Source organism: Microbacterium azadirachtae (assembly GCF_000956545.1).
Classification (GTDB): domain Bacteria; phylum Actinomycetota; class Actinomycetes; order Actinomycetales; family Microbacteriaceae; genus Microbacterium; species Microbacterium azadirachtae.
Window position 1 is genome coordinate 79,141 of record NZ_JYIT01000079.1, and the last position, 21,665, is coordinate 100,805.

A 21,665-nucleotide genomic window follows, 5' to 3' on the forward strand; every position below is an offset into this window, starting at 1 on the left:
GGGAGCCTCCGGCGCCGCCTCGGCGGGTTCGGGCGCCGGAACGTCGCCGGGTCGAACTCGACGATGGGTGCGACCGTCTGGATCCCCGCGTTGTTGACGAGGATGTCGGCATCGAAGCGCTGCGCCGCCAGGGCGTCGAGATCGCCGAGGTCCAGCGCGAGGCTCTCCCCGCCGATCTCCGCGGCGAGATCCGCCGCGCCGTCGGCGTCGCGGTCGATCACCACCACGTGCGCGCCGTTCCGCGCGAGGACCCGGGCGCAGGCCGCGCCGATCCCGCTCCCGCCGCCCGTGACCAGAGCAGTGCGCCCCGTCAGATCCGTGCTGTTCCCCCGGGGTCCCTGTTCCGCCATGCCTGCAACGTACTTCACGAGAGTGCACGCCGGGAAGAGAGCCAGCTATGCAAAACTGCACATATGGACGCGCACTTCCCCGCACCGCCGCTCAGCGCCGACGACCTCCTGGTGCTGCTCGCCGTCGCTCGCAGCGGCCGGTTCACGAGCGCCGGCCAGCAACTCGGCCTCAACCACACGACCGTCGCCCGGCGCATCGCGGCGCTGGAGACCCAGCTCGGCGGCCGCGTGCTCTCCCGCGAGGGCGCGGGCTGGGAGCTCACCCCGCTCGGCTCGCGCGCACTCGCCGCGGCCGAGGGCGTGGAGCGGGCGCTCGGCCGGCTCGACGATCGCGACGGCGGCCGCATCGGCGGCCTGATCCGGCTCTCCGCGACGGACGGGTTCAGCGGCTTCGTGGCGGCCCCGGCGATGGCGGCGCTGCGCAGGATCCATCCCGACGTCTCGTTCGAGATCATCACCTCGACTCGGCAGGCCTCCCAGCAGCGCACGGGCGCGGATCTGGAGGTCGTGGTCGGGCGGCCTCAGGTGCGCCGCGCCCGCGCGATCCACCTGGCCGACTACGCGCTCGGCCTCTACGCCAGCCGAGAGTGGCTGCGCACGCATCCCGCTCCGCAGGATCCTGCCGAGCTGGCGGGGCAGCCGCTCGTCTACTTCATCGAGTCGATGCTGCACGTCGACTCCCTGGACGACGCACGCCGGGCGGTGCCGGGCATGGTGGACTCGGTCGCGAGCACCAACGTCTACGTGCACGTCGACGCGACGCGCGGCGGAGCCGGATACGGGCTGCTCCCCGCGTTCCTCGCCGACCGTCACGACGACCTCGTGCGTGTGCTGCCCGACCGGATCGACGAACGGCTGCCCTACTGGCTCATCGCCCGCCCCGAGGCGCTGAACCAGCCGGCGATCGCGGCGTTCCTGGAGGCGCTGCAGGCCCGGCTCCGCGAGATCCGCCCGCAGCTCCTCGGCGAGCGCTGACCGCGGCGCCCCGATCGGCGTGCGCGGGCGAGTGCGCGGTGGCACTCTGGTGTCCATGAAGACCCTGCTCCTGGCCCGTCACGCCAAGTCCGACTGGGACGTGGCGGGCCTGCGCGATCACGACCGGCCGCTGAACGCGCGCGGCCTCAGGGACGCCCCCGCGATGGCCCGGCGACTGCGCGACGAGGGCGTGAGCCTGCAGCGCGTCGTCTCGAGCACGGCCGTCCGCGCCCGGCGGACGGCCGAGGAGTACGCGGCGGCCTTCGCGCTCCCGGTGGTCGAGGAGCCCGACCTCTACGCGGCCCACGCCGCACGGATCCTGCGGGTCGCCGCCGCCCTGCCCGACGACGCGGACGTCGCGATGCTCGTCGGCCACAACCCCGGGATGACGGACGCGGTGGCCGAGCTGACCGGATCCTGGGTCGAGTTCCCGACCTGCGCGGTCGCCGAATGCACGATCGACATCGGATCCTGGGCCGAGCTGATCGAGGGATCCGGCCGCTTGCGCCGCCTGCGCACCCCGCACGACTGACGCCCCGGATCCGCCGAAACCCCCACGTCGCACCCAGACCCCCCCTACGGCCACGCACCGGCGTGGAGGTTTCGGCGCTCTGCGGGGGTTTCGGCGGAAGTGGACGGCCAGAGACGGCCGGCCGCGAGCCCGGACCCGGGTCAGGCCATCGCGGCGGCGGCGGCCTCGTCCTCGGTGGTGGCGACGAGCTGGCCGCACGCGCCGTCGATCTCCTTGCCGCGGGTGTCGCGCAGGGTCGTGGGGATGCCGGCGTCGTTGAGGCGACGCACGAACTCGTCCTGCACGTCCTTCTCCGACGCGGTCCAGATGGATCCGGGCGTCGGGTTCAGCGGGATCGGGTTCACGTGCACCCAGCCGCGACCGCGGGCGTTGAGCTTCTCCGCCAGCAGGTCGGCGCGCCACGGGTGGTCGTTCATGTCCTTGATGAGCGCGTACTCGATCGAGACCCGGCGGCCGGTCTTCTCGAAGTAGCCGCGTGCGGCGTCGAGCGCCTCGTCGACCTTCCACCGCGAGTTCACCGGGATGAGCTCGTCGCGCAGCTGGTCGTCCGGCGCGTGCAGCGACAGCGCGAAGGTGACCGGGATGTCCTCGTCCGCGAGCTTGTTGATGGCCGGGACGAGCCCGACCGTCGACACGGTGATGCCGCGGGCGCTCATGCCGAGCCCCTCTGGCTGCGGGGCGATCATGACGCGCACGGCGTCCATCACCCGCTTGTAGTTGGCCAGCGGCTCGCCCATGCCCATGAAGACGATGTTGCTGACGCGCTCCATCGAATGGTCGTCGGCCTTCTTGCCGCCCAGCCCGCCTTCGGCGATGAGGCGGTTCGCGCGCACGATCTGCTCGACGATCTCCGCCGTCGACATGTTGCGCGTGAGTCCCGCCTGCCCGGTGGCACAGAACGGGCAGTTCATGCCGCAGCCGGCCTGGCTCGACACGCAGAGCGTGATGCGGCCCGGGTAGCGCATCAGCACGGACTCGACGAGCGCACCGTCGTGCAGCCGCCAGAGGAACTTGATCGTGTCACCGCGGTCGGTCTCCAGACGTCGCACCTCGGTGAGCAGCGGCGGGAGCATGCCGGCGACGAGCTCGTCTCGCTGCCCCGCAGGCAGGTCGGTCATGTGCGCGGGATCCGACGTGTAGTGCGTGAAGTAGTGCGTCGCGAGCTGCTTCGCGCGGAAGCCGGGCAGTCCCAGCTCCTTCACCTTCTCGACGCGCTCGGCAGGCGTGAGGTCGGCGAGGTGCACGGGCGGCTTGCCCCGCTTGGGACTGGCGAACTGCAGGAGCGGACGCCCCTCGGCGTCCTTCTTCTGCGTCCATCCTTCGGTGGCGGGGCGCACCTGGGCGGTGCGCTTCGCGGGCGCGCCGGAGCGGGCGGACGCAGGAGTGTCGGACATGTCTTCCAGGGTAGGGCCTTGCAGGTGCGAAGGTCCTGGATGCCGTGTCCTGACGGGTGCACGACGGACCGCTGGAGGCGCGCGCCGCCACGGCCCCGTACCCTGGCGGCATGGAGCTGTGGATCTGGATCCTTCTCGCCGTCGTGATCGCCGCCCTGCTCGTCGTGATCGTCACGACGATGCGCGCGATCCGCCCGAAGGCGCCGGGGCCGCTCGACGCGGGCGTGGCCGCGCCCTCCCTCGCATCGCCCGCCCGGCCGCTGTCAGCGCGCGATCCGCGCCCGGCGCCGCCGGCCGCGCTGACGCCCGCGGTCACCGCCCGGATCGACGCACTGGTCGCCGCCGAGCAGCGGATCTCGGCGATCAAGGTGCTCCGCGAGGCGAGCGGGCTCTCCCTGCGCGAGGCGAAGGACCGGATCGACACATGGACGCCGTCCGCCCCTGCCGTCCGCCCGGCGGTCACGCCGCCGTACCCGCAGGCCGGGTCGGCGTCCGACGCGCTGGCACGCCTCTCCCCCGAGGTGCGCGCAGAGATCGGCCGCCTGGTCGCCGCGGACCAGAAGATCTCGGCGATCAAGCTGCTGCGCGAGGCGACGGGTCTCGGCCTGAAGGACTCCAAGGACGCCGTCGACGCCTGGCGCTGATCGCGCACGGAGGAGATCCGGCCGAAGGCGCCGATCGCGCCGTGCTCAGTGCCGCCCGGTGACGACGTCGGCGATGCGGGCGATCGGCGAGGTGGTCGCCCTTCCCGCCGCCTCGGCCCGGTCGGCCATGCCGTACGCGGCGTACAGGCCCGTCGTCGCGATCCAGCGCAGCGGCTCGGGCTCCCACCGGCGCACCCGGTGGTTCACCCAGGGGAGCCCGACGATCTCGGAGTCGTGCTCCAGGATGAGGTCGGCGATCGTGCGCCCGGCGAGGTTGGTCGCCGTCACCCCGGTGCCCACATAGCCGCCGCCCCAGGCGATGCCGGTGCGCCGGTCGAGGCCGACCGTGGCCGCCCAGTCGCGGGGCACCCCCAGCACCCCCGACCAGGCGTGCTCGATCGCGGCGCCGGCCGTGGCGGGGAAGAACCGGTGCAGGATACCCTCGAGCGTCTGCACCGTGGACAGCGGCGTCCTGCCGTCGGTGTCGGTGCGGGATCCGTACCGGTAGGGCTTGCCGCGGCCTCCGATCGCGATCCGGTCGTCCGCGGTGCGCTGGGCGTACATGTACACGTGCGCGAAGTCGCCGAGCACCTCGCCGCCGCTCCAGCGCAGCTCGTCCCACACGGCGGCGGGCAGCGGCTCGGTCGCGATGAGGGAGGAGTTCATCGGCAGCCACACCCGGTGCAGGCCCTTGAGGTTCGCGGTGAAGCCCTCGGTGGCGCGCACGATGTGCTCCGCCGCGACCGTGCCGTGGTCGGTGGTCAGCCGGCGCGGCGCGATCTCCTGCACGGTGGTGCGCTCGTAGATCTCGACGCCGAGGCGCTCGACCGCGTCCGCGAGTCCCGCCACGAGCCGGGCGGGCTGGATCCGGGCGGCGTGCGGATGCCACACCGCCGCGCGGGTGTCGCGCACGGCGATCCTCGCCGTCGCCTCCGCCGCTTCGAGCACCGTGAGGTCCGTGTGCCGCCACGCCCGTTCCTCCGCGGCGAAGGCACGCAGCCGCGCCTCCTGCGCGGGCGTGCGGGCGACCGTGAACTCGCCGCCCTTCACGATGTCCGCATCGATGCCCTCTGCAGCGGCGACCCGGATCACCTCGTCGACGGTCTCGTTCATCGCCCGCTGGAACCGTTCGGCGGCGTCGCGACCGTGACCGGATGCGTACCGCTCCCGCCCTCCGGTGATCGAGTTCGTCAGCCACCCGCCGTTGCGGCCGGAGGCCCCGTACCCGGCATGCCGCTGCTCGATGACCGCGATCCGCAGCGCCGGACGCGCCTTCTTCAGGTAGTACGCGGTCCACAGACCCGTGTACCCCGCGCCCACCACGGCCACGTCGACCGTCAGATCGCCGGGGAGCTCCGGACGCGGCGTCGGCGCGCCGATCTCGTGCCACCAGTGCGAGACGTCTCCGTTGAGCATGCGAGGGTTTCCTTCGTCGGGTCGCGATCGGCGACGTCGCCGGATCCGCTCGATTCTACGGACCCGCCCTCAGCCGAGACGCGGACTCAAGTGGTATACCATTTATATGCCCTCCTCCGCGTCCTCCCGCACCCGCGCCGCCCGCGCGGTCGCCGGGCTCGGCGCTGCCGCGGTGCTGCTCGCCGGATGCACGACGACGGCCACGGAGCCCTTCGCGACCGTCACCAGCACACCGCCGGCGACCGCAGCCCCGTCCCCTGCCGCATCGAGAACCGAGGCCGAGATGACCACCCTGAACTCCCGCCTGTTCGACGCCGCGTCCGCCGGAGACGCCGACGCGGTGCGCACGGCGATCGCCGCCGGCGCCGACCTCGAGGCGCGCGGCGCGGGAGGGATGACGCCGCTCGTCGCCGCCACCAAGGGGAACCGGATCGAGGCGGCGCTCGCCCTCATCGACGCCGGCGCGGACGTGAACGCCAAGGACGACATCGTCGACTCGGCGTACCTCTCTGCGGGTGCGCGCGGCCACGACGAGATCCTGCGCGCGACGCTCGCGCACGGGGCCGATCTGCGCAGCACGAATCGCTACGGCGGGACCGCGCTGATCCCCGCGTCAGAGCGCGGCCATCTACAGACCGTCAGGATCCTGCTCGCCGCGGGCGTGGATCCGAATCACGTCAACAACCTGCACTGGACCGCGCTGCACGAGGCGATCGTGCTCGGCGACGGCTCGGCCGTGTACGCCGAGATCGTGCGCGCGCTCGTCGCCGGCGGCGCCGATGTCACGATCCGCGACGGCGACGGCGTGCTGCCGCGCGACCTCGCCGCCTCGCGCGGCTACCGCGAGATCGTCGCGGCGATCGACGCGGCCTGATCCGGACGGACGGCGGAGGATCCGGCTGCTCCGCGTGCTCGGGAGGCCGGATCCTCGATGCTCAGTCCAGGAAGATGTCCGGGAACAGCTGGTCGTCGGGGGTGCCGGGCACGGCCGCATAGCGGGAGAAGTCGGTGACCCCCTCGGCCTCGAGCACGTCCTCCACGATGAGCGTCTGGCCGGTGTACTCGCGCGCGGGCTTCGTCAGCACCGCGTAGGCGGCGTCGGCGTAGACCTCGGGCGTGCGGCTGACCTTCATCATCCGGTCGCCGCCGAGCGCGAACTGCACCGCGGCCGTCGCGATCGTGGTCCGCGGCCACAGCGTGTTCGCGGCGATGCCGGCGTCGGCGAACTCGGCCGCGAGACCCAGGGTCGTCATCGTCATGCCGTACTTCGCCAGCGTGTAGCCCGTGTGCGCGCCCAGCCAGCGCGGCGTGAGGTTCAACGGCGGCGAGAGCGAGAGGATGTGCGGGTTCGGGGCGTCCTTCAGCACCGGGACCGCCGCGCGCGACAGCATGAACGTGCCGCGCACGTTGACGTCCTGCATCAGGTCGTACTTCTTCGCGGCCAGGTCGAGGGATCCGGACAGATCGATCACGCTCGCGTTGTTGACGACGACGTCGATGCCGCCGAACTCGCCCTGCGTCTTCATCACGGCGTCGATCACGCTCTCGTCGTCGCGCACGTCGCCGACGATCGGCAGCGCCTGGCCGCCGGCTGCGCGGATCTGCTCCGCCGCCGAGTGCACGGTGCCCTCGAGCTTCGGATGCGGGGTGTCCGTCTTCGCGAGCAGCGCGATGTTGGCGCCGTCGGCGGCCGCCCGGAGGGCGATCGCGAGGCCGATGCCCCGGCTGCCGCCCGACATCAGGATGGTCTTCCCCGCGAGGGGCTTGTTCTCGGTCATGTCTTCCTCGGGTTCGTGGGTGTCTCGCCGTGCGCCGCGGGTGCGGATCCGGTCATCTCGGGGCCATGCGGATGGCGCCGTCGAGGCGGATCGTCTCGCCGTTGAGGTAGCCGTTCTCGACGATCTGCTGCACGAGCGACGCGTACTCGTCGGGACGACCGAGACGGGCCGGGTACGGCACCTGCTCGCCCAGGGAGTCCTGCGCCGCCTGCGGCAGGCCCGCGAGCATCGGCGTCTCCATGATCCCGGGGGCGATCGTGCACACGCGGATCCCGTAGCGGGCGAGCTCCCGGGCGATCGGCAGCGTCATCGCGTGCACGCCGCCCTTGGACGCCGAGTACGCCGGCTGTCCGATCTGCCCGTCGAAGGCCGCGACGCTGGCCGTGTTGACGATGACCCCGCGATCCCCTCCCTCGGCGGGCTCGTTCGCCGCGATGACGGCGGAGGCCTGCGAGATGACGTTGAACGTGCCGACGAGGTTGATCCGGATGATCCGCTCGAAGGCGGCGAGATCGGCCGGGTTGCCGTCGCGGTCCAGCACCTTCGCGGGCGGCGCGATGCCCGCGCAGTTCACCACGATGCGCAGCGGGGCCGCGGCCTGCGCGGCGGCGACGGCCGCCGCGACCTCCTCGGCACTGGTGACGTCGGCCGGGGCGAAGACGCCGCCGAGCTCCGCGGCGATGTCCGCGCCCTGCGACGAGGGCAGGTCGACGATGGTGACGGTCGCCCCCGCGGCGGCGAGGCGACGGGCGGTGGCGAGGCCGAGCCCCGAGGCGCCACCGGTGACGAGAGCTCCGGATCCTGCGATCTGCATCAGCCCCTCCTTCTGGAACAGCACTGTTCCGTCAAACCTGCAACTGAGTCTCAGTTTACGTGAGTCTGCGTCTCACGGAGACGCGGATCCGCATTCGCGCGGACGGCGAAGCGGGTGTTTGCTGAGCACATGGACATTCGTCTCAAGCGAGCCTATGACGCCACGGCCCCGGATGACGGGTTCCGCGTGCTCGTGGACCGGCTCTGGCCCCGGGGCGTCTCGAAGGAGCGCGCTGCGATCGACCTGTGGGCGAAGGACACGGCGCCGTCGCCGCCGCTGCGCACCGCCTGGCACCACGCCCCTCCGACGGAGTGGGCGGCGTATGCCGACCGGTACCGCGACGAGCTCGCGCACGAGGCGGCTCCCGCCCTCGCCGCGCTCGCGGACACGCTCCGCCCGCAGCCGGTGGTGACGCTGGTCTACGCCGCGCACGACCCGGTGCACAACCACGCCGTGGTGCTCACCCAGGCGCTGCGCGCCGCGCTCGGCGACTGATGCTCACCGGCAGGATGGATCCATGAGCATCCCGGCCGTCGACCTGCCCGTGCCGGAGCGGGTGCGGGCGCTCGCCGGGTCCGCGGCGCTCACGCCGGTGTGGGAGAACGGGATCGGCGGGCTCACGTTCCGCACCGATGACGGCCGGTTCATCAAGTGGGGCCCGCGCCATCTCGAGAGCACCATGCGCGCCGAGGCGGAGCGGATGGTGTGGGCGCGCACGTGGACGCGGGTGCCCGCGGTGCTCGCGCACGGCGAGGACGAGCGCCACGAATGGCTCGTGACCGCCGCGCTCCCGGGGCGCAGCGCGGTGGAGCCGCACTGGATCGCGCGCCCGGAGGCGGCGGTGCGCGGCGTCGGCGCCGCCCTGCGCGCCCTGCACGATGCGCTCCCCGCGGCGCAGTGCCCGTGGAGCTGGGACGTGCCCGAGCGACTCGCGAACGCCGCCCGGCGCGGAGTCGTCGTGCCGCCGGCGCTGCACGAACGGCCGCCGGTCGACCGGCTCGTGGTCTGCCACGGCGACGCATGCGTGCCGAACACCCTGCTGGACGACCGGGGCCGCGGCGTCGCGCACGTCGACCTCGCCGCGCTCGGCGTCGCGGACCGATGGGCCGACATCGCGGTCGCCTCGATGAGCACCGAGTGGAACTACGGGCCCGGGTACGAGGAACTGCTCATCGAGGCCTACGGCGTCGCCCCGGATCCGGAGCGCCTCGCCTACTACCGCGATCTCTGGAACGCGACCTGACGGATCCGGATCCGGGAGGCGCGGAGGCGGCCTCAGTGGTCGCGCAGCAGGCGGATGAGCTCCTGCTTGCGCTTGCCGGAGTAGCCGTGCAGTCCGAGCTCCTTGGCCCGGTGCCGCAGGTCCTCGACGGTCCAGTCGTCGTACGAGCCCGACTCGCCGCCGCGTCGTCCGACCGCGCCGCGCCCCTCCTTCGCCGCCGCGTTCGAGATGCGCGCGGCCTTCTCCTTCGAGTTCCCTTCATCGCGCAGCTTCTCGTAGAGTTCGGGATCCTTGAGCTCCGGTTGACGGGGCATGGTGCACTCCTTCCTCTCGTGGAGGGGCCACGGTAGGCACGCGCGGCGAACCCGGGCACAGGGGTTGACAAAGCCGGCCTGCCCCCCTGCCACGCCGCGCGGCGCACGTCAAGACGGTGGCGGCCCGGCGGCGCGACGCACGACGCTGACCCCATGGAGGACCACACGGACACCTCGCGCCCGCCCGCGACGCGCGCGACGCAGGCGACCTCGCAGGCCTCGCAGGCCTCGCAGGAGGACGTCTCCCGGCGCTGGGAGCGGATCCTGCAGGAGGTGCGCGTCACGCAGACCGGCACGCAGATCATCACCGGCTTCCTGCTGTCCGTGGCGTTCCAGCAGACCTTCGCGAAGCTGCCGGGGCATGCCAGGGGGATCTACCTGGTGCTGGTCGTCCTCGCGTGCGTCGCGACGCTGCTCGGGCTCCTGCCCGTCGTGCAGCACCGCAGACTCCCGGAGCGCGACCCTGACCGGCGGCTCGTCGCGTCGGGCTCGCGGATCCTCATCGCGCTGCTCCTGCTCGTCACTCTGCTCGCGATCGGCGTGGCCGTCTTCATCTTCGACGTGGTGCTCGGCGGCGTCGCCGCGCTCGTCGCCGGAATCGTGGCGTTCGTCGCGGGCGTGCTCGTCTGGACGCTCCCCGTCCATTCGCGCGCGCGGCGCCCCCGGCACGCGTGAACGTTCACGCAGACGGATCCATCGCCGCTGTCAAGGCCCTCGCGGTGATCCGCCGCGTCGCGGATCCTGGGCACAGCATCACGGCCCCTGACGGAACAGGAGCCGGGAGGAGAGAGCGACATGAGCGAGATCTCGGACGAAGGCCAGCTGCCGCCGAACGTGCATCACCCGCGGCCGGAGAAGCCGGCGAGCACGGACGAGGAGGCCGACCGCGAGCGCGTCGAAGAGGGCGCCGAGGGCGATGGCGACGAGCCTCGTCACGACGAGGGCGCCGACCGGCAGCCGCCCGCCGACACCCCGCACGCGCGCCGAGGCGACACCGACGACCCCTACGCGAAGCAGGGCGAGGATCCGTACGCCGAGCCGGCGAAGAGCCCGCGGCGCACCGGGCACGACGGGGCCTCGGGCGACGGGACCTCGGAGGGGACCGTCGGCACCGGCGCGTCGGGCACGGGCGCCGCGGGCACGGCGGAGCCGCCGGACTGACGGCTCCGCCGGGTGCACTACTGGAGGTGGCCGCCCTCGTCGAACTGCATCTCGTCGACCTGGGAGGGCTCCGGGATCAGGCGCAGGCCCGCGGGCGTGTTCGCCAGCTGGCTCAGGGCCTCGATCCAGATCCGGTTGAGCGGCGGGCGCCGACCCCCGTGATAGGTGAACACCATCGTGCAGCCCGGGTGCACCCAGACGGACGTACGGCCGTGCCCGATGCTCGGATCGTCCTTCCACGTGAAGTAGAACGGCTCGCCGCGACGCAGCTTGTTGGCCACCACCATCTGCAGATGCGCGAGCGCGCGATCGTCGAGGTCGACGTGCGTCTGGCCTTCGTAGCTGAACCTGCCCATGTCTCTTCTGGTCTCCTCGTCCTGCCCCGCGCACACGCCATCCCCACCCTTCATCATGGTGCGGCACGGCACCGCCCGGCAGCCCCTCGACGCACGCGCCGCGCCCGTGCTACACGCGCGCGAACGCGCGGAACACAATGGAAGACAGGCCACCGACAGGAGATCCGCAGTGGGAGTCATCTACTACGGCGGGGCGGAGACCCCGATCCGCATCGAGGACGGCGTCCTCGCGCACCTGAAGGTCGTGATCGCGACCAAGCTGCGCCGGAACGAGAGCTTCACGCTCTCCTTCCAGCACGGCGACGGCGAACCCACCGGGCGCACCACGATCTGGCTGCATCCGGCGATCCCGCTGCGGTTCGTCTTCGACGAGCCCGTCGCGCCGGAGCTGGATCCTGCGCTGATCCAGGATCTCGCCAACTCCGCGAACACGTCGGGCGGCATCGCGCTGATGCCCGAGCATGTGTTGCGCGGGCGTCACGAGCCCTCGGAAGGCACGGCCTCGGAGGCCCCCTCGACTGACGCGGCCTCCTCGAGCTCCTGACCCGGGACGCCCCGGGATCATACGTTCCGGCGGCGCGCACCGGAACCCCCGGGCGCGAAGACCCGGCGCGCCGTACCGTGCCGGCATGAGGAGCATCATGATCAGCACGATGGATGCGGTCGTCGATATCGACCGTCCCGTCGACGAGGTGTACCGGCGATGGACCGACTTCGACGACCTGCCCGATCTGCTGCCCAGCGTCGAACGCGTCGAGCGCGTGGACGACGACGTGACGCACTGGGATGCGCGCGTCGGCGGGCTGCGTCGCTCCTTCTACGCCACCACCGTGGAGGAGATCCCGAACCAGCAGATCAGCTGGACGAGCGACACCGGCCGGCAGCACAACGGGATCGTGATGTTCACGCGGCTGACGTCCGACCGCACCCGGCTCGAGCTGCGGCTCGCCTGGGTGCCGGAGTCGTTCCTGGAGCGCACCGGGGCGCGGCTCGGGATCGATCGCCAGATCGCCGAGCGCGACCTGGCGCGATTCACGCAGCGCGTCGAGGACGCTCCGGCGATCGAGCCCCCCGTTCCGTGGTGAGCGGTCCGTCACGAAAGGAGCATGTCATGTCGAATCCCGAGGTCCCGGTCCTGCCCGAGATCCATCACTGGTGGCCGCGCCTGTCGGCCCACGCCAAGCAGCTGCTCGAGGACGCAGAGGACGGCGTCGTGGTCGACGAGGTGCGCGAGGAGATCGAGCGGATCACCGGCACGACGGTCGACCCGTCCGCGCGTCTCAGCGACGGCGACCGCCGGTTCATCCGCACCCAGCAGGAGATGGTCGACTAGCTAGCCGGCGAGGAATCCGGATAGTCGGGCCGCGGTTCCTGGAGCTGCTGATCGGAGAACTCGCCGCCCTCGCGTCCGCCGAACGGGCGCCCGTGGTCGGCGAACTCGTCGCGCATGAACACGAGACGCCACGGCCCGATCGTGAACCGCGCGCCCGTGCGCAGGATCTCGTCGCCGCGACGCTCCTCGTCCTGCGACTTCTCCAGGTTCGCGCTGGTCTCACCCGGTCCCTGCATCGTGAGCACGTACTCGTCGCGCGAGTCGTGCCGGATCGATGCGTGCACGGGGTCGGCGCCCGGGAGCCGCAGATCGCACTCCTGGGCCGAGCCGATCGTCGCCCCGTCGACCGGGATGTCGTAGACCGACCGGCTCTCTCGAGAGGAGACCAGCAGCCGGGGGTGTCCCGCACCCCAGTCCGCGTGGGTGGTAGGGCCGGTCTGCTCCTGGGTGTCGTCCATGTCCTGTTCCTTCCGTGGGTCGCCGCATCGGGCGGTCTGGTCGGGGGCGGTGCGCGGCGCTGGTCAGAGGTGCCGGCCGCCGGTGACGGGGATGATGCCGCCGGAGACGTAGGAGGCGTCCTCCGAGGCGAGGAACACGTAGGCGCCGGCGAGCTCCGCCGGCTGGCCCGCGCGGCCCAGCGGGGTGTCCTCGCCGAACGTGGGCAGCTTGTCCGGCCAGCCCGTCGCGGGGATCAGCGGGGTCCAGATGGGTCCGGGCGCCACGCCGTTCACCCGGATGCCGTGCGGGCCCTGCTGCTCCGCCAGCGTCTGCACGAACGAGACGAGCGCCGCCTTCGTCAGCGCGTAGTCGAACAGCCCGGGCGAGGGGTCGTATCCCTGGATCGACGTCGTCGCGATGATCGACGACCCCGGCCGCAGGTGCGGCAGCGCGGCCTGCGCGAGCCAGAACGGCGCGTACAGGTTGGTGTGCATGACCCGGTCGAACTCCTCGGTCGGGATCTCGTCCACCTCGCCGCGGCTGCGCTGGTAGCCGGCGTTCAGCACCAGGATGTCGAGCCCGTCAAGGCTCTCCGCGGCATCCGCGATCACGTCCTCGCACTGCTGCTCCTCGGTGAGGTCGCCCGGCAGGAGCACGGCCTGACGGCCCGCCTTGCGGACCCACTCCGCCGTCTCCTCCGCGTCCGCCTGCTCCTCGGGCAGGTAGCTGATCGCGATGTCGGCCCCCTCGCGGGCGAACGCGATCGCGACGGCGCGCCCGATGCCGGAGTCGCCCCCGGTGATCAGTGCGTGGCGGTCGGGCAGGCGGCCCGAGCCGCGGTACGTCTCCTCGCCGTGGTCCGGGCGCGGTTCGGTCTCCTCCAACAGGCCCGGCTGATCGGTGTGCGGATCCGGCGGGTCCGGAAGCGGCGGATACTTCGTCCTGGGGTCGGTCATCCTGTGGCTCATGCGCGGCACGCTATTCCGACGGGCTTTCCTGACACAGGGGCTTGACGCTCGCGGCCGTACGGCCTACAGACCCCGATCCCGGCGAACATCCCTCCTCCCGCGCGGTATCCCCCTGCACAGCCGCTGTCAAGGGCCGTGACTTCCCCGTGCGCGCAGGAGAGCCTTCCGGGGAGCGATGGGAAAGACATGTCGACGATGACAGGCCCCCGATTCGAGATGCGCCGGCTCACCGAGAGCGAGTGGCTGATCCTCGATGACCGATACGAGTCCACCGACGCGCGGCACACCGTCGCGTGCGTGAGCCGGGTGTCGGTCGATCAGGTCGACGTCGTCTGGCTGCGGCCCGTCACCGGACGGCGCCGGTTCGCGACGGTCGCCGACGTGCTCGAGGCCGTGCGCAGCACGCTCTCCGCGGCGGATCCGGCGCGCGAGCCCGCCTGATCCGCGACCCCTGCCATCCCGAGGCCCCCGCCGTCAAGCCCCTGGGCCGTGCGACGCGTCGGTGCCTACGGTGGTCGAGCGGCCGCACCCGTGTGCCGCGGAAGGAGTCCGTCATGAACATCCTCTTCATCGTCATCATCGTGGTGGCGGTCATCCTGGCCATCACCGGTGGTCTCGTGCAGTCGCTGAACTTCCTGCTGTGGGTGGGACTGGTGCTGCTCGTCCTGGCCGTGATCGCCTGGCTGATCCGGTCGCTCACCGGCAGCCGCACGCCCTGACCGACGCCGGACACGGAAGGAGCCGCCGATGACCGTCAGGCTCAACGAGAAAGCCCTCTAGCCCCCGCAGGACGGCCCTCCACCCCGTGCAAGATGGAAAACGTCGCCCCGGCCCTCGCGCAAGCGACGTTTTCCATCTTCCGCACCGCCCGCAGCGGGCCGGATCCGCGCCGCTGTCAGCTCACCCGGCAGAGGATCTCTCCGTGCAGCAGCGAGATCCAGCCATCGTCCGATGCCGCCCACTCCCGCCAGCCGTCGCTGACGCGCTGCAGGTCGGCGGGCGTCGCGGCGCCGGAGTCCAGGAGCTGCGGCGCGATCGCCGAGCCGAGGATCCGATCCGCCCACATGCCGCCCCACCAGGCGCGGTCCTCCTCGTTCGCGTAGCACCAGGTGCTCGAGGTCGCCACCACGTCGGTGAGGCCCGCGGCGTGCGCCCAGGACAGCAGCCGTCGCCCCGCGTCGGGCTCGCCGCCGTTGGCGCGCGCCGCCGTGTAGTACAGCGCGAGCCACTCGTCCAGCGCCGGGACGGCCGGCCACCATTGGAAGCCGCCGTAGTCGCTGTCGCGCACCGCGACGATCCCGCCCGGCCTGGTCACGCGCGCGAGCTCGCGCAGCGCCTGCACCGGATCCGCGACGTGCTGCAGCACCTGATGCGCATGGGTCACGTCGAAGCTGTCGTCGGGGAAGTCGAGCGCGTGCACATCGGCGACGTGGAGCTCGATGTTGTGCACGCCGCGGTCGGCGGCGGTGGCGCGGCTCAGATCCAGTTCGGCCTCGCCGACCTCGGTGGCGACGACCTCGGCCACCCGCTCTGCGAGATCCGCCGTGATCGTGCCGGGCCCGGCGCCCACGTCGAGCAGGCGATCGGTCGGGCGCAGGTGTGGCAGCAGGTGCGCCGCCGAGTTCTGCGCCGTGCGCCAGCGGTGCGATCGCAGCACCGAGTCGTGGTGTCCATGGGTGTAGCCGGCCATCGGGTCTCCTCCGGGTCAGGGGCGTTCGTCCTCAGCGTCCCGGTTCGAGGAGCCGTGCGGAAGACCGTAGTCTTCCTAGGAGCGCCGCACCCTCCCGCGCGACGCGGATCCTGTCTTCCCGAGCTCCCGGAGGCTGCGGATGTCGAACGCACTCGGCGATTTCCTCCGCGCCCGGCGCACCGACGCCCGGCTGCAGGCCGACGCGCCGCGCACCGGCGGCCGCCGCCGCACGACCGGGCTGCGCCGCGAGGAGGTCGCGACCGCCGCGGGCATCAGCGCCGACTACTACACGCGCCTCGAACAGGGCCGCGAGACCCATCCGAGCGATGCGGTGCTCGACGCGCTCGCCCGTGCGCTGCAGCTCGACCCGGACGCCGCCGACCACCTGCGCCGGCTGCGGGACGCCCACCCCGCCACCGCCCGCACCGAATCGCCGGCCGCGCCCGCGGTCGACGAGGGCCTGATCGCCCGCATGGCGCTGCTGGTCGATGCCGTGCGCCCCAACCCGGCTTATGTGCTGGATCGGCTCAGCACGGTCGTGGCGGCCAACCCCGAGGGGCTCGCGCTGCACGAGGGACTCGCCGACCTGCCTCCGGCCCAGCGCAACACCTGCCGGTCGCTGCTGCTCGACCCGCGCGCCCGCGAGACGTTCGTGGAGTGGGAGGAGCTGGCCCGCGGGGCCGTCGCCCACCTGCGCGCCGCGAACGTGGACGACCTGCAGGATCCGCAGCTCGTCGCGCTCGTCGCCGAGCTCGGCGCCGCCAGCCCCCTGTTCCGCACCTGGTGGAGCGGCCATCTGGTGCAGCGCCGGCGCGGCGACATCACGCACGTCCGCGGTGCCGACGGCACGGTCAGCGCGCGGCGCTACGAGGTGCTGCACCTGCCGGAGGACGGCGTGCGGATGACGCTCTGGCTGCCCGCCCTCTGAGGCCGGATCCCGGCCGCCGGCCCGGCCACCAGATCCTGTCGCCGACGAGCGCGAAGATCGCGGGCACGATCACGGTGCGCACCACGAGGGTGTCCACGATCACGCCGACGCCGACGATCAGTCCGAGCTGGCCGAGCGTGACGAGGGGCAGCACGCCGAGCGCGGCGAACACCGCCGCGAGCACGATGCCGGCGCTCGTGATCACGCCGCCCGTGTGCGCGATCGCCTCGACCATGCCCTGACGGGTGCCGTGCACGGCGGCCTCCGCCCGCGCGCGGTGCACCAGGAAGATCGTGTAGTCGATCCCCAGCGCGACCAGGAACAGGAACGCGAGCAGCGGGACCTGCAGATCCAGCGCGTGCTGGCCGAACAGCACCCGACTGAGCCAGGCCCCGGCACCGATCGCGGCGACCGCGCTGGCGAGGTTCACCAGGAGCAGCAGCACCGGCGCGACGAGCGAGCGCAGCAGCACCAGCAGCACCAGGAAGCTGACCAGCAGCACGAGCGGCGCGACGAGCAGCAGATCCTGCTGGTTGCCGCTGCGAGCGTCCAGATCCGTCGCCACCGCCCCGCCGACGACGGCGTGCGCCTCCGGCACGGCGTGGACGGCGGTGCGCAGCGCGCGGATCTGGTCGAGGCTGGCACCGGATCCGGGGGCGTACTCCCCCGTCACCCTGATCTTCGTGAGGTCGCCGTCCTCGGTCACGCCGACCGGCTGCACGCGCACGACTCCCTCGACGCTCTTCGCCGCAGCCACGACGTCGTCCGCCTTCGTCGTGTCCGCGACGATCAGGACCGGCTGGGCCTCCCCCGGCGGGAAGTGCGCGGAGAACACCTCGAGTCCTGCCGCCGACTCCGACGGCACCCGGAACTTCTCCACCTGGTCGAGGCCGACCGTCGTGCCGACGAGGCCCGCCGCCATCACGGCGAGCAGTGCCGCTCCGGCGAGCAGTCCCGCACGGGGTCGTCGCGCGACACCGCCGGCGACCGCCCGCCAGGCCCGTCCCTGCCGCCGCTCCTGGCCGGGACGCGGCACGAACGGCCAGAACACGCCGCGCCCGCACACGGCGAGGAGCGGCGGAAGCAGGAACAGCACCGTGCCGAGCGCGATCAGGAGCCCGATCGCACTCGAGACGCCGAGCCCGTGCGTGCCGGGGATCACCGCCAGCACCAGGGTCAGCAGGGCGAGCACCACGGTCACGTTCGACGCGACGATCGCCGGCGCCGTCCGGCGCCAGGCGGTGCTCAGAGCGCGCCGGTGGTCGGTCTCGCGCTGCAGCTCCTCGCGGTAGCGCGAGATCAGCAGGAGGGCATAGTTGGTGCCCGCGCCGAACACCAGCACGCTGATGATCCCCGCGTCGAACTGCAGGCCCCAGGCGGATCCGGCCGCGGCGGTGATCCGGCCGGCGAGCCCGTCGGCGAGGGCGACGACCACGAGCGGGATCAGCCACAGGATCGGCGAGCGATAGGTCACGATGAGCAGCACGGCGACGATGAGGATCGTCACGATGAGCAGCGTGAAGTCGGCCCCCTCGAACGAGGAGGCGATGTCGGCGCCGAACGCGGGGCCGCCCGTCACCTGCAGGGTCAGCCCGTCCGGGGCGTGCGCGGCCGTGTCCGCCCGCAGCGCCGCGATGACCTTCGCCGTGTCGGCATTGCTCGCGCCCACCGTGATCGGCACGACGATCGCGCCGGCCTTCTTGTCCTCGCTCACCAGAGGACCGGTCGGGTCGGCGGCCGCCACGGGGCGCAGCGACGGCATCAGCTGCTTCAGCCCGGCCAGATCCGCAGCGCTCAGCTCCGTCCCGTCGTCACGCGAGGCGACGACGATCACGGACTGGCGGTCGGCGTTCGGGAATTCCGACAGCAGCGCGGCCGCCTTCGTCGACTCGGCGTCGGCCGGGGCCTGTGCGCTGCCACCGGGCGCCTTGGCCGAGCCGAAGGCGCCGAACAGCAGTACGAGGAGGACGAGGACGAGACCGAGCGAGACCCACGCGCCGCGGCGCGAGGTCAGCACGTCGGAGAGGCGCGGGCGCGCGGCAGGTTCTGACATGCCTCCAGTCCATCGCCGCAGGGTCCGCGTGACATCGTGCACAAGGTTGATCGAAAGATCGATCGAAGGGACGAGACCGGATCCGGGGCAGCCTCGCAACGCCGAACGCGGCCCCCTCCGGGGACCGCGTTCGTGGTGCCGGGCGCCCCGAGATCTCGGGGCGCCCGGGGAATGAGGACGTCAGTACCGCAGGCCGTGGCCGAACCGGAAGGTCGGGTCCTCGGTGTCGAACGCGACGTCGGTGCGGCTCGCGGCGACGGCCGCATCCGAGCGCGGCAGGTCGAACGGGAGCGAGCCCTGCGGACCGCGCTCGCCGAACAGCACCCGCAGCACGGCCTCGTCCGACGCTCCGTAGTCGGCGAGCACGGCGCGCGCCGACTCCTCCAGGCCGCCGAGCACGGCAGGACGGTCGAGGTAGATGTCGATCACCGTGGGGACGGCCTCGGCGATCGCCGTCAGTCGCGCGTGCTCCTCGGGCGGGAACTCCAGGGATCCGGAGTGGAAGAGGTCGCTGAATCCGCCGCGGTCCCGGTCCTCGAACGGCGCCTTGATCCGCAGGATCGCGACGTCGGCGTCCTCCGGGGCGGTCACGACGTCGGCGTATCGGGCGAGCGCCTCCGCGGCGACGCCCTCGGCGTAGACCTTCACGCCGCGCGTCAGCGGCAGGATCGGGGATCCACCGTCCACCGCCGTGTTCGTGAGCAGGGTGAGCGAGTCGCTCTGCGCGTCGAGGCCCTCCTGGACGAAGTCGGCACGACCGACGACGGCGGCCGCGTGCTCCTCGTCGACGAACGGGTTCTCGAACAGCCCCAGCCGGAACTTCTCGCGCAGCAGCCGTCGCACCGACACGTCCAGGCGCGCCTCCGAGACCTCGCCCCGTTCGACGAGACCGAGGAGCTCCTCGGTGCAGAGCTCGCCGCCGAACTGGTCGATCCCCGCGTCGAGCGCCTTGACCATGCGCTCCGGCCGGGTGAGGTGCTCGACGCCCCAGGCGCGGGCGGGCATGTCGGCGCCGAACACGACGACGTCGGTGAGCAGGCCCCAGTCGGTGCAGACGATCCCGTCGAAGCCGAGCCGGTCGCGCAGCAGATCCGTGAGCACGTCCTTGTTGAACCCGAAGCCGACCTCCTCCCAGTCGGTGCCGATCGGCTGACCGTAGTACGGCATCATCTGGGTCGCGCCGGCGCCGATCGCGGCGATGAAGGGGCGCAGGTGGTACTCCTGCTCGCCACCCGGATAGACCTGCTCCTTGCCCCACTCGAAGTGCGGATCCTCGCCGTCGAGCTGCGGACCGCCGCCCGGGAAGTGCTTGACCATCGTCGCCACGGACTCGGGGCCGAGCTCGGCGCCCTGGAATCCGCGGATATAGCCCACCACGAGGCGCGACGTGAGGTCCGCGTCCTCGCCGAACGTGCCCGCGATCCGCGACCAGCGCGGCTCGGTGGCCAGATCGATCTGCGGATGCAGCGCGACGCGCAGGCCGACCGCGACGTACTCCTGCCGTGCGATGTCGGCGAAGCGCTCGAGCCGCTCCGGGGATCCGAGGGCCGCGAAGCCGAGCGTCTCCGGCCACTGCGAGAAGGGCCCCGCCATGAGCGAGGTGAGGGGGTTGTCGCTGAACGAGTGCCGCGGGTCGGTGGAGAGCGTGACCGGGATCCCGAGCGGCGTGTCCAGCGCCATGCGCTGCAGGGCGTTGTGCCAGGCGGCGAACTCGCGTCCGCCCGGGGCGGCGCCGAGCAGGTTGAAGTGGCTCATCCGGCGTTTGCGCACCATGGAGGCGAGGGAGGGCAGGCCGAACGTCGGGTTGCCCTCTTCGAGCTCGGCGAAGGCCGCCATGGTGTGGAACAGCATCCCCACCTTGTCGGCGAGCTCCATCCGGCCGAGGAGGTCCTCGACCCGCTCGTCGATCGGCAGCGAGGCGTCGCGGTAGGGCAGCACGGCTTCGTTCACGGTGTCCGTCATTGTGATGTTCTCCTCTACTTGACCGACTTGATGAACCAGACGCTGACCGCGCCGAGCACGCTCAGCACGATCGCGATCGGGAAGAGCGCGCCGTATCCGAATGCCAGCACGATCGCGCCGGCGACGCCGGGGGCGAACGTCTGCGGCAGCGTCGCGGCGATGTTCACGACACCGAGGTCCTTGGCGAAGTTCTTCGCGGACGGCAGCACCTGGCTCATGAGGGCGGTGTCGACGGCCTGGAACATCCCGAATCCGAAGCCGCTGATCACGGTCATGATCATCCACGACGTGTAGGAGGGGGCGATCATCGGGAACACCAGCGCGACCGCCATGAGCAGGGAGGATCCGAAGACGAACGGCTTGCGTCGGCCCACCTTGTCGGAGAGCGGACCGGAGATCACCGTCGCGACGAGGATGCCCACGAGGCTGAGGATGCCGAGCAGCGGGATGACGGAGAAGGGATCCTTCACGCCGAGGTAGTTCTTCAGGATCAGCAGCTGGAACCCGGTGACCGCGAAGTATCCGGTGTACAGCAGCAGCCGGCCCGTGAAGGCCCAGAAGAAGTCGGGATGCTTGATCGGGCTGACCCAGAACGTGCGCAGGAACTCGCCGAAGCTGAACGGCTCGTTCCGGAAGTTGAGGCTGGAGTGATCGGGGTTCGCGACGACGAACCCGAGCAGCACGACGACCGCGAAGACGGCGAAGACGATGTAGCCGAGCGTGATCGTGTGCGCGAGCTGCGATCCGATGATCTGTCCGCCGAGCGCGCCGAACATGAGGCCGATGCCGGAGAGCGCGGCGAACGTGCCGCGGCGGGCGACCGGAACCCGGTCCGGGAGGATCGCGGAGAGCGGACCCTGCGCGAAGTTGTAGGCGACCTGGATCAGCGTCCACGCGACGATGATGCCCGCGAGGCTGTTCATGAAGCCGAGGGCGATGAGCGCGGCGCCGCCCACGATCGCGCCCGCGATGATCCACGGCGCGCGGCGGCCGAACCGCGAACGGGTGCGGTCGGACAGCTGTCCGGCGGCGGGCTGGGCGATCATCGCGCCGAGCGCGCCGATCGTGGACACGATCGCGATGTTCGCGACCTGGGTCTTCTCGTCGGGGAACATCGCGATGAGCTGCGCCTGCAGCAGGATGCCGGGGACCGCGCCCCAGATCACGAAGATCGCGAAGTTCGCCGGGATGATCCATCCCAGCAGACGTCGGACGCCCTTGATCGGGGCGGGCGGGTCGTCCTCGCCGGACGCGGTGGCCACGAACGTGGTCTCCGTGAGGGGCGGACGCAGCTCTTCGGGCGTGTCGGATGATGTCGACGTCATTGTCAGTCCTTG

The 21,665-nt window shown here is 72.0% G+C and carries 26 protein-coding genes and 1 pseudogene; 14 read left to right on the plus strand and 13 right to left on the minus strand.

Translation table 11 applies throughout. The features are described from left to right. Positions 1 to 32: 32 nt before the first annotated feature. A pseudogene (locus RL72_RS19550) lies at positions 33 to 350 on the minus strand (SDR family NAD(P)-dependent oxidoreductase); the annotation flags it as partial. A 63-nt stretch (positions 351 to 413) separates the two neighbouring features. Between RL72_RS19550 and RL72_RS11455 the strand changes: the two are divergent. Beyond that, entirely contained in the window at positions 414 to 1,325 is a 912-nt protein-coding gene (locus tag RL72_RS11455) for a LysR family transcriptional regulator (RefSeq protein ID WP_045250974.1), read from the plus strand. A gap of 55 nt (positions 1,326 to 1,380) precedes the next feature. Then, entirely contained in the window at positions 1,381 to 1,857 is a 477-nt protein-coding gene (locus tag RL72_RS11460; RefSeq protein ID WP_045251020.1) for a SixA phosphatase family protein, read from the plus strand. Positions 1,858 to 1,997: 140 nt separating this feature from the next. On the opposite strand, the gene rlmN is transcribed toward RL72_RS11460, so the two are convergent. Continuing rightward, the gene (gene rlmN, locus RL72_RS11465; RefSeq protein WP_045250975.1) at positions 1,998 to 3,251 is read right to left on the minus strand and encodes a dual-specificity RNA methyltransferase RlmN; all 1,254 of its coding nucleotides are present in this window, start codon (positions 3,249 to 3,251) and stop codon (positions 1,998 to 2,000) included. Positions 3,252 to 3,361: 110 nt separating this feature from the next. On the opposite strand from rlmN, the gene RL72_RS20115 reads away from it, so the two are divergent. Continuing rightward, the gene (locus RL72_RS20115; protein WP_169748232.1) at positions 3,362 to 3,895 is read left to right on the plus strand and encodes a ribosomal protein L7/L12; all 534 of its coding nucleotides are present in this window, start codon (positions 3,362 to 3,364) and stop codon (positions 3,893 to 3,895) included. A 45-nt stretch (positions 3,896 to 3,940) separates the two neighbouring features. Here the strand turns inward: RL72_RS20115 and RL72_RS11475 are convergent, their stop codons facing one another. After that, complete coding sequence (locus RL72_RS11475; protein WP_045250977.1) at positions 3,941 to 5,311, minus strand: NAD(P)/FAD-dependent oxidoreductase; 1,371 nt, start codon at positions 5,309 to 5,311, stop codon at positions 3,941 to 3,943. 106 nt (positions 5,312 to 5,417) lie between these two features. Between RL72_RS11475 and RL72_RS11480 the strand changes: the two genes are divergently transcribed. Beyond that, positions 5,418 to 6,185 carry an ankyrin repeat domain-containing protein gene (locus RL72_RS11480; RefSeq protein WP_045250978.1) on the plus strand — a complete coding sequence of 256 codons (768 nt, stop codon included), beginning with the start codon at positions 5,418 to 5,420 and terminating at the stop codon, positions 6,183 to 6,185. A gap of 61 nt (positions 6,186 to 6,246) precedes the next feature. Here RL72_RS11480 and RL72_RS11485 read toward each other — a convergent pair whose 3' ends face one another. Both RL72_RS11485 and RL72_RS11490 read right to left on the minus strand, forming a co-directional pair. Next, positions 6,247 to 7,089, minus strand: a complete 843-nt coding sequence (locus RL72_RS11485; protein WP_045250979.1) for an SDR family oxidoreductase — start codon at positions 7,087 to 7,089, stop codon at positions 6,247 to 6,249. Between the two features lie 52 nt (positions 7,090 to 7,141). Beyond that, positions 7,142 to 7,903, minus strand: a complete 762-nt coding sequence (locus tag RL72_RS11490; RefSeq protein ID WP_045251021.1) for an SDR family NAD(P)-dependent oxidoreductase — start codon at positions 7,901 to 7,903, stop codon at positions 7,142 to 7,144. A gap of 129 nt (positions 7,904 to 8,032) precedes the next feature. Between RL72_RS11490 and RL72_RS11495 the strand changes: the two genes are divergently transcribed. Both RL72_RS11495 and RL72_RS11500 read left to right on the plus strand, forming a co-directional pair. After that, positions 8,033 to 8,398 carry a DUF488 domain-containing protein gene (locus RL72_RS11495; RefSeq protein WP_045250980.1) on the plus strand — a complete coding sequence of 122 codons (366 nt, stop codon included), beginning with the start codon at positions 8,033 to 8,035 and terminating at the stop codon, positions 8,396 to 8,398. A gap of 22 nt (positions 8,399 to 8,420) precedes the next feature. Beyond that, positions 8,421 to 9,146, plus strand: a complete 726-nt coding sequence (locus tag RL72_RS11500; RefSeq protein ID WP_045250981.1) for an aminoglycoside 3'-phosphotransferase — start codon at positions 8,421 to 8,423, stop codon at positions 9,144 to 9,146. Between the two features lie 32 nt (positions 9,147 to 9,178). Here the strand turns inward: RL72_RS11500 and RL72_RS11505 are convergent, their stop codons facing one another. After that, entirely contained in the window at positions 9,179 to 9,439 is a 261-nt protein-coding gene (locus tag RL72_RS11505) for a DUF7218 family protein (RefSeq protein WP_045250982.1), read from the minus strand. Positions 9,440 to 9,592: 153 nt separating this feature from the next. On the opposite strand from RL72_RS11505, the gene RL72_RS11510 reads away from it, so the two are divergent. Both RL72_RS11510 and RL72_RS11515 read left to right on the plus strand, forming a co-directional pair. Next, positions 9,593 to 10,114 carry a DUF6328 family protein gene (locus RL72_RS11510; protein ID WP_045250983.1) on the plus strand — a complete coding sequence of 174 codons (522 nt, stop codon included), beginning with the start codon at positions 9,593 to 9,595 and terminating at the stop codon, positions 10,112 to 10,114. Positions 10,115 to 10,234: 120 nt separating this feature from the next. After that, positions 10,235 to 10,600, plus strand: a complete 366-nt coding sequence (locus tag RL72_RS11515) for a hypothetical protein (RefSeq protein ID WP_045250984.1) — start codon at positions 10,235 to 10,237, stop codon at positions 10,598 to 10,600. Between the two features lie 17 nt (positions 10,601 to 10,617). On the opposite strand, the gene RL72_RS11520 is transcribed toward RL72_RS11515, so the two are convergent. Continuing rightward, positions 10,618 to 10,956, minus strand: coding sequence for a DUF7882 family protein (locus RL72_RS11520; RefSeq protein ID WP_045250985.1), 339 nt, complete (start codon positions 10,954 to 10,956; stop codon positions 10,618 to 10,620). 169 nt (positions 10,957 to 11,125) lie between these two features. Here RL72_RS11520 and RL72_RS11525 point away from each other — a divergent pair, with 169 nt between their 5' ends. From RL72_RS11525 to RL72_RS11535, 3 genes are all read left to right on the plus strand, one after another. Then, on the plus strand, positions 11,126 to 11,500 hold the full coding sequence (locus tag RL72_RS11525) for a DUF7882 family protein (RefSeq protein ID WP_045250986.1): 375 nt from the start codon (positions 11,126 to 11,128) through the stop codon (positions 11,498 to 11,500). Positions 11,501 to 11,585: 85 nt separating this feature from the next. Then, positions 11,586 to 12,041: an SRPBCC family protein gene (locus RL72_RS11530; RefSeq protein ID WP_169748233.1), complete on the plus strand. Its 456-nt coding sequence runs from the start codon at positions 11,586 to 11,588 to the stop codon at positions 12,039 to 12,041. A 26-nt stretch (positions 12,042 to 12,067) separates the two neighbouring features. Further along, entirely contained in the window at positions 12,068 to 12,289 is a 222-nt protein-coding gene (locus RL72_RS11535; RefSeq protein ID WP_045250987.1) for a hypothetical protein, read from the plus strand. On the opposite strand, the gene RL72_RS11540 is transcribed toward RL72_RS11535, so the two are convergent. Both RL72_RS11540 and RL72_RS11545 read right to left on the minus strand, forming a co-directional pair. Continuing rightward, entirely contained in the window at positions 12,286 to 12,747 is a 462-nt protein-coding gene (locus RL72_RS11540) for an FHA domain-containing protein (protein ID WP_045250988.1), read from the minus strand. The two genes, RL72_RS11535 and RL72_RS11540, sit on opposite strands and share 4 nt — an antisense overlap. 63 nt (positions 12,748 to 12,810) lie before the next feature. Then, positions 12,811 to 13,683: an SDR family oxidoreductase gene (locus RL72_RS11545; protein ID WP_082072335.1), complete on the minus strand. Its 873-nt coding sequence runs from the start codon at positions 13,681 to 13,683 to the stop codon at positions 12,811 to 12,813. A 198-nt stretch (positions 13,684 to 13,881) separates the two neighbouring features. Between RL72_RS11545 and RL72_RS11550 the strand changes: the two genes are divergently transcribed. Both RL72_RS11550 and RL72_RS20120 read left to right on the plus strand, forming a co-directional pair. Beyond that, positions 13,882 to 14,136, plus strand: a complete 255-nt coding sequence (locus RL72_RS11550; RefSeq protein ID WP_045250990.1) for a hypothetical protein — start codon at positions 13,882 to 13,884, stop codon at positions 14,134 to 14,136. A gap of 113 nt (positions 14,137 to 14,249) precedes the next feature. Beyond that, the gene (locus RL72_RS20120; protein WP_169748234.1) at positions 14,250 to 14,414 is read left to right on the plus strand and encodes a hypothetical protein; all 165 of its coding nucleotides are present in this window, start codon (positions 14,250 to 14,252) and stop codon (positions 14,412 to 14,414) included. Between the two features lie 176 nt (positions 14,415 to 14,590). Here the strand turns inward: RL72_RS20120 and RL72_RS11555 are convergent, their stop codons facing one another. Next, the gene (locus RL72_RS11555) at positions 14,591 to 15,385 is read right to left on the minus strand and encodes a class I SAM-dependent methyltransferase (RefSeq protein ID WP_045250991.1); all 795 of its coding nucleotides are present in this window, start codon (positions 15,383 to 15,385) and stop codon (positions 14,591 to 14,593) included. A gap of 139 nt (positions 15,386 to 15,524) precedes the next feature. Between RL72_RS11555 and RL72_RS11560 the strand changes: the two genes are divergently transcribed. Further along, positions 15,525 to 16,313 (plus strand): helix-turn-helix transcriptional regulator, encoded by a 789-nt coding sequence (locus RL72_RS11560; protein WP_045250992.1) that lies wholly within the window; start codon positions 15,525 to 15,527, stop codon positions 16,311 to 16,313. Here the strand turns inward: RL72_RS11560 and RL72_RS11565 are convergent. The 3 genes from RL72_RS11565 to RL72_RS11575 form a co-directional block, all read right to left on the minus strand. Continuing rightward, the gene (locus tag RL72_RS11565; RefSeq protein WP_082072336.1) at positions 16,237 to 18,366 is read right to left on the minus strand and encodes an MMPL family transporter; all 2,130 of its coding nucleotides are present in this window, start codon (positions 18,364 to 18,366) and stop codon (positions 16,237 to 16,239) included. The genes RL72_RS11560 and RL72_RS11565 overlap by 77 nt on opposite strands. Positions 18,367 to 18,546: 180 nt before the next feature. Beyond that, positions 18,547 to 20,328: a glycoside hydrolase family 3 protein gene (locus tag RL72_RS11570; RefSeq protein WP_045250993.1), complete on the minus strand. Its 1,782-nt coding sequence runs from the start codon at positions 20,326 to 20,328 to the stop codon at positions 18,547 to 18,549. Between the two features lie 14 nt (positions 20,329 to 20,342). Continuing rightward, positions 20,343 to 21,653: an MFS transporter gene (locus RL72_RS11575; RefSeq protein ID WP_045250994.1), complete on the minus strand. Its 1,311-nt coding sequence runs from the start codon at positions 21,651 to 21,653 to the stop codon at positions 20,343 to 20,345. Between the last annotated feature and the right edge of the window lie 12 nt (positions 21,654 to 21,665).